Origin of the sequence: uncultured Porticoccus sp. (assembly GCF_913061305.1) — a bacterium.
In the GTDB taxonomy this organism is placed as follows: Bacteria; Pseudomonadota; Gammaproteobacteria; order Pseudomonadales; family Porticoccaceae; genus Porticoccus.
This window is the reverse complement of sequence record NZ_CAJXST010000004.1, coordinates 317,184-327,643: the sequence shown is the minus strand read 5'-3', so window position 1 is coordinate 327,643 and position 10,460 is coordinate 317,184. Positions and strand designations below refer to the sequence as shown.

The following is a 10,460-nucleotide window of genomic DNA, read 5'->3' as shown; positions in this document are numbered from 1 at the left end:
TCTACACCTCTCTATTCGTCGGCAGCGTCAGATGTGTATAAGAGACAGGCCCATGGTGGTGATGGCGGCAGACGAAGCAAGAACTGATATTGAAACTATCTCTATTATCGGCTCCAGGGAAGATGTTCAGGAACTCGCCGGTTCCGGCGCCCTGATTGATCAGGAGCAGATCGCTATCGAAGCGTCCACCGACATCAACCAGCTGTTGAAAACGGTTCCCGGCATCTATATCCGCGAAGAGGATGGCTTCGGTCTGCGCCCGAATATCGGCATCCGCGGCGCCACCTCGGAGCGCTCCTCAAAAATCACGCTGCTGGAAGACGGCATCATGATCGCGCCCGCACCCTATGCGGGGCCGGCTGCCTACTACTTCCCCACCACCATGCGCATGGATTCCATTGAAGTATTGAAAGGCGCACCCCTGTTGCGCTATGGCCCCCAGACCACCGGCGGCATCGTCAACCTGAGGTCCACACCAATCCCCGAGGAGAATAGCGGCAAGTTGCGGCTGGCTGCCGGTGAGGACGGCATGCGGGACCTGCACCTGAACTATGGCGGCAGGTTTGGTGGCGGTGCGCTGGGGGACTTCGGCTGGCTGCTGGAAACCGTGCAACGCGACGCTGACGGTTTCAAAAAGATTGACCGCAGCGGTCGCGATACCGGTTATGACATCGAAGACTACATGGGTAAATTATTGTGGGAAATCGAGGGACAGAGCCTGCTGTTAAAAGCCCAGTATTCCGAAGAAGTGTCCGATGAAACCTACCTCGGACTCACCGACGCCGATTTCAGGGACAACCCGAAACGTCGTTACGGACTGTCCCTGCCGGATGAAATGAGTCTGCGTCACAAGGGCTACAGCGCCATCTACAATCTGGACCTGACCGACAGCGTGCGGATGACAGCCACCGGTTACTACAACGAGTTTTCCCGCAACTGGTTCAAACTGAGTGGCGGCAGCAGCCTGATCAACGCAGCCAACGGGGGCGACGCCAACGCCCAGGCAATTCTCGATGGCACCGCCGATACGACGGGCCTGACCTACAAAAACAATGATCGCGAATACGAATCCTACGGCCTGGAACTGAATTTTGCCGTGGACCTGGGTGTACACCAGCTCAACATCGGTGGTCGCGCCCACGAAGATGAGGTGGATCGACTGCAACCGGTGGATGTCTACGACCAGGTGGATGGCAAGCTGGTCTATGTGAGCACCAATCCGATCTCCAGTGGCGACAATCGCGTGGAAGATGCCGAAGCCATTTCATTCTGGCTGACAGACAACTGGCAGGTTACCGACGCACTGGCGTTGAATTTATTTCTTCGCTACGAGAAAGTACATTCGTCGGAGGAGCGCTATACCGACGAATCCCGCAATACTATCAGCAGTAAAAAGTCCAACCGTTCAGAAGAGCTCCTGCCGGGGGTTTCCTTTACCTATGACCTGAACGATCAATGGCAGGTACTGGCCGGGGTACACCGTGGCTTTTCACCCCTGGGTGGCGGTGCCTCGGAACGCGAGGATCCGGAAACCAGCATCAACTATGAAGCCGGGGTCCGCTTCAACGAAAACAGCTTCTTTGCCGAGATGATCGGTTTCTATAGCGACTTCGACAACAAAACCGAAAACTGTTCAGTGGCCAACCCCTGCAGCAATGGCGATACCAGTGGCAGCTTTACCACCGGAGAAGCGATTATCCAGGGCATTGAGCTGACCGCGGGCAACCGCTTCCAGGCCGGCGACTTTATGATTCCGGTAGACCTCGCCTACACCTATACCAAGGCTGAAATCAGTGAAGATGAAGGGGCTCTCGGTTTTGAAAAAGGTGACCGACTGGCAAACATACCCAAAAACACCTTCAGTCTTCGCGCCGGGCTTGAAACCCCGATGGGCTGGAACAATTACATGGTCGCCAAATACACCGACAGATTATGCAGCAATATCGGTTGCGACAATGGCTCAAGGCTCGGCAGAACCGACAGCCTGTTTGTAGTGGATCTGATCAGCCGTTACAGCGTCAATCCGGACACCGTGGTCTACGCCAAAGTAGACAATCTGTTTGACCGGGATGAGATTGTTTCCCGTCTGCCCGACGGCGCACGCCCCAATAAACCGCGCACTGCCTCCGTCGGTATTGAATACGCATTCTGATTGCCAATCCCACCTTCAGACCTTGATACCTCCATCCCAGCGGTGGAGGTTTTTTTATGTCACTGCAATAAACCCGCCATATTGTCAGGGCAACCGGGCTGGTATGATGATGGACAGTTTCTCTGATCGGCTGTTATGAACGAAACCGCTCCCCTCGCCCTGCTGAGCTTTGCGCTGTCAATTACCGGGCCGATTTTCCTGGTGGTCCTGCTGGGTCTGCTACTGAAAAAAGTCGGCCTGATTCCCACCGCATTTATCCAGCCAGCCTCCGACCTGGTATTCAAGGTGGGGCTGCCGGTGATTCTGTTTCTGAGCATCTACCGGGCAGATCTGGGAAGCGTTGCCATGGGGCTGCCCCTGCTGGTGGCGATCCCGCTGACGCTGTTGATGTTCGCCCTGGCCTGGCCGATTGGCCGGGTATTCAATGGCGAAAACAAGGCCGATTGCGGCATCTTCGTACAGGGTGTTTTCCGGGGGAATCTGGCCGTCATCGGATTGGCGTTTTGTGGCAATGCCTATGGGCAGGTTGGTCTGGCAACCGCCGCCTTGCCCATTGCCGTGCTGACCGTGCTGTACAACGTTCTGGCAGTGGTAGCACTCAACCCCATCCAGACCGGGGACGGTCAGTCTCCGATGAGGCGGATGCTGCGCAATACACTCACCAACCCGCTACTGATCGGGATTGCGCTGGGCTTTCTGTTCAAGCTTGGCGGGCTGCCACTACCGGCCCTGCTGGAGGACACCGGCAATTACTTCGCCCAGATGACCCTGCCACTGGCACTGCTCTGTATCGGTGCTTCAATGAACCTCGGAGCGCTGCAACACTCCGGTGCCAGCACGCTTACTGCGGCCGTACTGAAGCTGGTGATGACACCGCTGCTGATTGTCGGCGTGGCCGCCTGGCTCGGCGTCAGCGGCATGGCGCTGGGGATCCTGTTTTTGCTGACCTCAACACCCACGGCGGTGGCCAGCTTTATTCAGGTGAAGTCCATGGGGGGCAACGGCGAGCTGGCCGCCAATATGGTGGTGCTGTCGACCCTGTTGGGCATGTTGACCGTCACCGGCGGGTTACTGACCCTTAAAGCGCTGGCACTGGTCTAGCCCCATATCGGGCGTGGCTAAGCACCGGACCCACAGGTAGAATGCCCCTTTGCCCGAACACCCGATAACCGAGGTCCGAATATGACGACACAGGCACATCCCGCCTTTGAGTTTCTGCGCAGCGAGCGCATCGACTCCCTGAACATCGATGTGGCGGAATACCGCCACCGAAAAACTGGTGCCCAGCATATTCATATCACCGCCGACAACCCGGAAAACGTTTTTCTGGTGGCATTGCGCACGGTGCCCGAGGACTCCACCGGGGTGGCCCACATACTGGAACACACCGCCCTTTGCGGCAGTGAAAAATACCCGGTACGCGATCCTTTTTTCATGATGATTCGCCGATCCCTGAACACCTTTATGAACGCCCTTACCAGCTCTGACTGGACGGCCTACCCCTTTGCCAGCCAGAACCGCAAGGATTTTGATAACCTGCTGGATGTCTATCTGGACGCGGTGTTTTTTTCGCGACTGGACGAACTGGATTTCCGCCAGGAAGGCCACCGGGTGGAATTTGCCGAGCCCGGCAATACCGACTCGCCCCTGGTCTACAAGGGCGTGGTTTACAACGAGATGAAAGGGGCCATGAGCTCAGTGCCCTCGACCCTGTGGCAGACCCTCTGCGAACACCTCTACCCCACCACCACCTATCACTACAACAGCGGCGGTGATCCGGCCCATATACCCGAACTCAGTTACGAGCAATTAAAGGCTTTCTATAAAACCCACTACCATCCCACCAATGCCATCTTTATGACCTTCGGCGATATACCGGTGACGGAGCTGCAGACCGATATAGAAAATCATGCCCTGCAGCGTTTCGACCGGCTGGACACGGAAATCTCCGTCCCCGACGAACAGCGCTACACCGACCCGGTGACCGTGGAAGCCAGCTATCCGTTCAACGAGGAAGGCAGCAGCGACAACCGCACCCACATCGTGATGGGCTGGTTGCTCGGCAAGGCCACCGACCTGGAAGCCACCATGGAGGCACACCTGCTGTGCAGCGTGTTGCTCGACAACAGCGCCTCCCCTCTGCTAAAGGCACTGGAGACCACCGAGCTGGGTTCATCGCCCTCACCGCTGTGCGGGCTGGATGACTCCCAGCGCGAGCTCTGCTTTGTCTGCGGGATCGAGGGTAGCGAACCGGATCGTGCCGACGCATTACAGGCGCTGGTGCTCTCGGTGCTCGAGGACGTGGCAGAGAATGGCATCCCGGAAGAGCAACTGGCGGCCTCCCTCCACCAGCTGGAACTGCAACAGCGTGAAATCGGTGGCGGCAACTTCCCCTATGGCCTGCAACTGCTTCTGACAGCACTCACCAGCGCCACCCACCGCGGTGACCCCATCGCATTGCTGAACCTGGACCCGGTACTGGAAAAGCTCCGGCGCCTGATCCAGGACCCCGATTACATCAAACAACTTGCCCGCCGGCTGCTGCTGGACAACCCCCACCGGGTCCGTCTCACCATGAGTCCCGACCGGGAACTGTCCGCCCGCCGTGAAAAAGAGGAAGCGGACAAACTCGCTGCCATCAAAGCCGATCTTGATGAAGCGGGCAAACAGGCGATTGTGGAGCAGGCCGAGATTCTCAACCAGCGCCAGCAACAAAAGGATGACGATGCCATCCTGCCCAAAGTGGGTCTGGACGACATTCCTGCACACATGGACTATGTGGCGGCCACCGAACGAAAAACCCGTCCACTGACCCTGACCAGTTACGGCACAGGCACCAACGGTCTGGTCTATCAACAGATCCTGTTGCCGCTGCCGGCCCTGAGCGAAGCGCAACTCGACCTGTTGCCGATCTACTGCAACAGCCTGACCGAACTGGGGATTGGTGACCGGGATTACCTGGCGACCCAGCTCTGGCAATCGAAAGTGTGCGGCAGCATCCACGCCTACGCCACCGTTCGCGGCAAGCCGGACAACCCGCAGGATCTGTCCGGACACCTGGTTCTGTCCAGCAAGGGACTGGCCAGACATCAAGCCGAGCTCACTGAGCTGATGCAGGCGACACTGGAACAGGTTCGCTTCGATGAACTGAGCCGGATCCGCGAACTGATGGCCCAGACCCGCGCCAGCCGCGAGGCCAGCGTCACCGGCAGTGGCCACCAGCTGGCCATGGCGGCAGCCTGCAGCGGGATCAGCCCGGGCGCGGATCTGGCACATCGCTGGGGTGGCCTGGCAGGTATCCGCTATATCAAACAACTGGATAGCAGTCTGTCCGACAGCACCCTGGTGGACAGGCTGGCCGCCGAACTGGACGCCATCCACCGACAGGTGTTGAGCGCGCCGCGGCAATTTCTGGTGGTGGGCGAAAATGACCGACTGGCGGACTATCAGGCAGTCATTCAGCAGCAGTTCACACCGATTACCGGCGAGGCGTTCAATGCCTTTCAGCAACCCGAATTACATCGACGAGTGGCAGAGCTGTGGAAGGCCAGCACCCAGGTCAATTTCTGCGCCAAAGCCTACCCCACGGTGCCCCTGTCCCATCCGGATGCCGCACCGCTGACCGTGCTGGGTGGTTTTCTGCGCAATGGCTATTTGCACCGCGCCATCCGCGAACAGGGCGGAGCCTACGGCGGCGGGGCCAATCAGGAAAACAACATAGCGGCATTCCGCTTCTTCTCCTACCGCGACCCCCGTCTCGAGGACACACTCAGTGACTTCGATCGGGCACTGCAATGGCTGCACAATGAAACCCACCAGTGGCAACAGGTCGAAGAAGCCATTCTCGGTGTGATCAGCTCGATCGACAAGCCCGGCTCCCCGGCGGGCGAGGCCAAGGAAACCTTTCAGGCGGAGCTCTACGGCCGCAGCCGTGAAGTGAGGGAAACCTTCCGCAACCGGGTCAGGGAAACCACACTCGATGATCTGCGGCGGGTGGCCGCCACCTATCTGGTGGCAGAGAATGTCAGCACCGCCGTGATCACCAGCCCCGATCAGGCCAGTCTGGCAGACGCCCTGCAACTGACCCCGGTGTCGCTGTAATGTTTGAGTTGCATATTCAGCCGCGATTTTCAGAGACCGACGCCCTCGGTCACATCAACAACACCGTCGTGCCGGTGTGGTTTGAAGCGGCCAGGGCCGATATTTTCCGACTGGTCCACCCCAGCCTCAACCCCGCTGACTGGCCGATGATCCTCGCGCATATCGCTGTGGATTTTGTCCATCAGATCCACCTCGGCAGCGAGGTCGCCATTACCACCGGTATCAAAAAAATCGGCAAGAAATCTTTTACGGTAGCCCATCTGGCACACCAGAAAGGGGTGCTGGTGGCGAAAGGCGAAGCTGTGCTGGTGTGGTTTGACTACACAGCCCAGTGCTCCCAGCCACTGCCGGACGCTGTTCGCAAGCTCATCACGCCACTGCTGCTGGAACACGACGACGCCCCATGAACAACCCGAAAGATACCCTGTTCGCCACACCACAACTGGAGATCGCCGGTTTTCGTTTCGACCGGGCGGTCGCCCGCGTGTTTCCCGATATGATCCGGCGCTCGGTGCCGGGCTACGAAACCATCATCGCCATGACCGGCACCCTGGCAGAGCGGTACGTTCAGCCCGGTAGCCAATGTTACGACCTGGGCTGCTCCCTGGGGGCGTCCACCCTTGCCATGCGCCATCATATCCGCCACAGCGACTGCCGGATTATTGCCGTGGATAACAGCGCCGCCATGCTCAGTCAGTGCCGCGAGATTCTGGCCGATGATGACGGGGAAATCCCGGTGGAGCTGATCTGCGGCGATATTGAACAGATCCCTGTGAACAACGCCACCATGACGGTACTGAATTTCACCCTGCAGTTTATTCCGGTCAAGCGCCGCAACGCTCTGCTCCAGCGGATCAGTGATGGCCTGCAGCCCGGCGGCGTGCTGGTGCTGTCAGAGAAAGTGGCCTTTGAGGACCCCCAGCACCAGCAACTGATGATCGAACTGCACCACCATTTCAAGCGAGCCAATGGTTACAGCGAGCTGGAAATCAGCCAGAAGCGCTCCGCACTGGAGGATGTACTGGTCCCCGAGACCCTGGCCGTGCATCGCCAGCGACTCAGAGAGGCCGGTTTCAGCAGTGTCGATGTCTGGTTCCAGTGCTTCAACTTCGCCTCGCTGATTGCCATAAAATAGCTCTCAGCTATCAAAAACCACTACTGATAAACCAAGATGATTGATTTTTCCTCCCTGCTCACCAGCCTCGCCAACGCAGAACATCCCGCCCTGCGGGCCTGGGCGGCACAGCTGCCCCCTCAGCTTGCCCAGGGTTTGTCGGCAGAGCGCTGGGGCGACCTGCCGGGCTGGCAGGCGACACTGGCGCAGCTGCCACCGCTCGAGCCCTCCCGGATCGATTTACAGACCGCCGTTACGGTGGGCGATGTCGCGGACTGCGACGAACAGACGCGCCAACAGCTGCACGCGACCCTGCTGGGCCTTCATCCCTGGCGCAAGGGGCCCTACCAGTTGTTTGGCCTGACCATTGATACCGAGTGGCGCTCGGACTGGAAATGGGATCGGGTGTTGCCCCACCTCGCCCCGCTGAAAAACCGGCTAGTCCTCGATGTGGGTTGCGGCAATGGCTACCACTGCTGGCGGATGCTCGGCGAGGGTGCGCGGCGGGTGATCGGCATTGATCCCTCCGCCAGGTTTGTCTGTCAGTTCAGTGCGTTAAAGCACTATCTGGGCGACCTGCCGGTGGATGTACTGCCCCTTGGCATCGAACAGCTGCCGGCGGACATGCAGTGCTTTGACAGCGTATTTTCTATGGGGGTGTTCTACCATCGCCGCTCGCCGATGGACCACCTCAAGGAATTAAAAGACTGCCTGCGACCGGGCGGCCAACTAGTATTGGAAACCCTGATTATCGAAGGCGGTCTTGGCGAGGTGCTGGTGCCCGAAGGGCGTTACGCGAAAATGCGCAATGTGTGGTTTCTGCCAAGCGCGGACACCCTGCTCAGCTGGTTGCGCAAATGCGGCTATCGGAACCCAAGATTGGTGGACAGCACTCGAACGTCTATCGAAGAGCAGCGTTCAACGGCATGGATGACCTATGAATCCCTGCCGGACTTCCTTGATCCAACCGATCATAACCGCACGGTCGAAGGTTATCCGGGACCGATCCGCGCGGTCTTTGTCGCGGAAAGCTGAGGTCATTTCCCGATTAGCCAACTTAATCGTCCAGCTCGACCACTGGCGTCGCCAGGCCAAACTCGTCGCGTATCTGCCGGCACCAGCGATTGAGTCGTTCGGCGCTGAGGGCTGGCTGCTGATCTTCGTCGATACCCAGGCCGACAAACAGAGCCTGACCGGGAAGCCGGGCCTTTGAAGCGTCAAATTCGTAACCCACCGTGGGCCAGTGACCGACCACCCGATCTGCTGTTTTCACCACCACATCGTGCAGCATACCCATGGCATCGAGAAAGAAATCCCCGTAACCGAACTGGTCCCCCAGGCCGATAAAAGCGACCGTCTTGCCGGAAAAGTCGATAGCTTCCAGATCGTCCCAGAAGTCTTCCCAGTCCGACTGGATCTGGCCAAAATCCCAGGTGGGAATACCCAGAATCAGTTTGTCATAGGGCAGAAATTCCAGCTGGGTGACATCGCCGATATCGTGAACATCCACCACTTCATCGCCCAGGCGAGAGACAATCCTGTGGGCAATGGATTCGGTATTTCCCTCGTCGCTGCCAAAGAACAAGCCGATCTTCGTCACTGTACCCTCTGCACAACCATGATAAAAAACTGCGCGGATTCTCCCAGCTCCCGGAGATCGCTGCAACCACCAGCAGACATTTCCGGCAAATCGAGTCGGGGCAATTCAGGCACACCCTGTTTTTCAGTGCTGTTTATTTTTTAAGTGCTTCAAAGGCATCGGTAAAATCGTGGCCGAGGGAATTGGCCACCGCTTTATGGGTCACACGACCGCAGTGAATATTCAGCCCATTGCGCAGATGGGCATTGCTCAGCAGCGCACGCACCGGATTGTCCGCCAATTGCAAAACAAACGGCAGGGTCACATTGTTCAGGGCCTGAGTGGCCGTGCGGGCAACACCACCCGGCATGTTGGCGACACAGTAGTGGATCACGCCATCGACCACATAGGTGGGGTCCTGATGGGAGGTAGGTCGGGAGGTGGCGAAACAGCCCCCCTGATCAATCGCCACATCCACCACCACTGCGCCGGGTTTCATCCGGCCAACCATTTCACGGGTCACCAGTTGGGGGGCCGATGCACCGGGCAGAAGCACGGCACCAATCACCAGATCGGCCTCCGGCAGATAGCTCTCAATGGCCGCCGCAGTGGCATAGACACAGCGCATCGACTCCGGAAACATCCGGTCCAGCTCTCGCAACCGGTCCACGGAGCGGTCCATGATTGTCACATCGGCTCCGATACCCAGCGCCACACCGGCCGCATTGCTGCCCACGACCCCGCCGCCGAGAATCAGCACCCTGGCCGGCGCTACACCGGGGACACCGCCCAGCAGTACGCCTCGGCCCCCCTGCGCTTTCTCCAGATGATGGGCACCCGCCTGCACAGCCATTCGACCGGCCACTTCGGACATCGGTGCCAACAGCGGCAAATGCCCGCGATCATCGGTTACGGTTTCGTAGGCCATGGCAATGGCGCCGGATTTCAGCAACAGCGAGGCCTGGTTGGGATCGGCCGCCAGGTGCAGGTAGGTAAACAGCAACTGGCCAGTCCGCAGCATCCGGCATTCATCCGGCTGGGGCTCCTTGACCTTGATAATCATATCCGCCCGGGCGAATACCTCTGCCGCCGAAGAGGAAATAACCGCGCCCGCCCGGCGGAAATGTTCGTCAGTAAAATCAATGGCGGCTCCGGCATCCTGCTCCACCAGTACCTTGTGACCTGCCGACACCAGCTCCCGCACGGAATCCGGTGTCAGGCCGACCCGGTACTCATGATTTTTAACCTCTTTTGGCACCCCGATCTGCATAACAAACTCCAATGACTATCCAATGACACTCCAATGGCTGGCCGATAACAATGTGGATGATAATCTGCTTTCAGCATTGGCCTGCGCGTCAGATTCTGCGCTGTGGGACCCATCAGCCCATCAACCTGCGAGCGACCAACGCCGACAGCATTTTCTGTCACAGCAGCAAGCGCAACAGCAATACAACCCGTGTATCATAACTTCAGCCAGTTTGCTTGCCTGTTTAATCCTGCAACTTTGTCAC

The 10,460-nt window shown here is 58.5% G+C and carries 7 protein-coding genes; 5 read left to right on the top strand and 2 right to left on the bottom strand.

Features of this window, described 5'->3' with window-relative positions:
- Positions 1-2,287: 2,287 nt before the first annotated feature.
- The 5 genes from QZ516_RS06910 to cmoB all read left to right on the top strand — a co-directional run bounded on the left by QZ516_RS06910 (position 2,288) and on the right by cmoB (position 8,402).
- Entirely contained in the window at positions 2,288-3,253 is a 966-nt protein-coding gene (locus QZ516_RS06910; RefSeq protein ID WP_297187866.1) for an AEC family transporter, read from the top strand.
- A gap of 81 nt (positions 3,254-3,334) precedes the next feature.
- Positions 3,335-6,253 carry an insulinase family protein gene (locus QZ516_RS06905; RefSeq protein ID WP_297187864.1) on the top strand — a complete coding sequence of 973 codons (2,919 nt, stop codon included), beginning with the start codon at positions 3,335-3,337 and terminating at the stop codon, positions 6,251-6,253.
- On the top strand, positions 6,253-6,660 hold the full coding sequence (locus QZ516_RS06900; protein WP_297187862.1) for a thioesterase family protein: 408 nt from the start codon (positions 6,253-6,255) through the stop codon (positions 6,658-6,660). The genes QZ516_RS06905 and QZ516_RS06900 overlap by 1 nt, the downstream gene beginning before the upstream one ends.
- Entirely contained in the window at positions 6,657-7,388 is a 732-nt protein-coding gene (cmoA, locus tag QZ516_RS06895; protein ID WP_297187861.1) for a carboxy-S-adenosyl-L-methionine synthase CmoA, read from the top strand. Before QZ516_RS06900 ends, cmoA begins: the two co-directional genes overlap by 4 nt.
- Positions 7,389-7,424: 36 nt before the next feature.
- On the top strand, positions 7,425-8,402 hold the full coding sequence (gene cmoB, locus QZ516_RS06890) for a tRNA 5-methoxyuridine(34)/uridine 5-oxyacetic acid(34) synthase CmoB (RefSeq protein WP_297187859.1): 978 nt from the start codon (positions 7,425-7,427) through the stop codon (positions 8,400-8,402).
- A gap of 22 nt (positions 8,403-8,424) precedes the next feature.
- Here cmoB and QZ516_RS06885 read toward each other — a convergent pair whose 3' ends face one another.
- Together QZ516_RS06885 and ald are read right to left on the bottom strand one after the other, a co-directional pair.
- Positions 8,425-8,967 (bottom strand): flavodoxin, encoded by a 543-nt coding sequence (locus QZ516_RS06885; protein ID WP_297187857.1) that lies wholly within the window; start codon positions 8,965-8,967, stop codon positions 8,425-8,427.
- A 133-nt stretch (positions 8,968-9,100) separates the two neighbouring features.
- A complete protein-coding gene (gene ald / locus QZ516_RS06880; RefSeq protein WP_297187855.1) occupies positions 9,101-10,216 on the bottom strand; it encodes an alanine dehydrogenase in 1,116 nt (371 codons plus the stop codon).
- Positions 10,217-10,460: the final 244 nt, after the last annotated feature.

What these genes read in the sequence shown, in the direction of transcription:
- QZ516_RS06910 (WP_297187866.1), top strand. Translation starts at nt 2,288, where the DNA reads ATGAACGAAACCGCTCCCCTCGCCCTGCTGAGCTTTGCGCTGTCAATT.
- QZ516_RS06905 (WP_297187864.1), top strand. Translation starts at nt 3,335, where the DNA reads ATGACGACACAGGCACATCCCGCCTTTGAGTTTCTGCGCAGCGAGCGC.
- QZ516_RS06900 (WP_297187862.1), top strand. Translation starts at nt 6,253, where the DNA reads ATGTTTGAGTTGCATATTCAGCCGCGATTTTCAGAGACCGACGCCCTC.
- cmoA (WP_297187861.1), top strand. Translation starts at nt 6,657, where the DNA reads ATGAACAACCCGAAAGATACCCTGTTCGCCACACCACAACTGGAGATC.
- cmoB (WP_297187859.1), top strand. Translation starts at nt 7,425, where the DNA reads ATGATTGATTTTTCCTCCCTGCTCACCAGCCTCGCCAACGCAGAACAT.
- ald (WP_297187855.1), bottom strand. Translation starts at nt 10,216, where the DNA reads ATGCAGATCGGGGTGCCAAAAGAGGTTAAAAATCATGAGTACCGGGTC.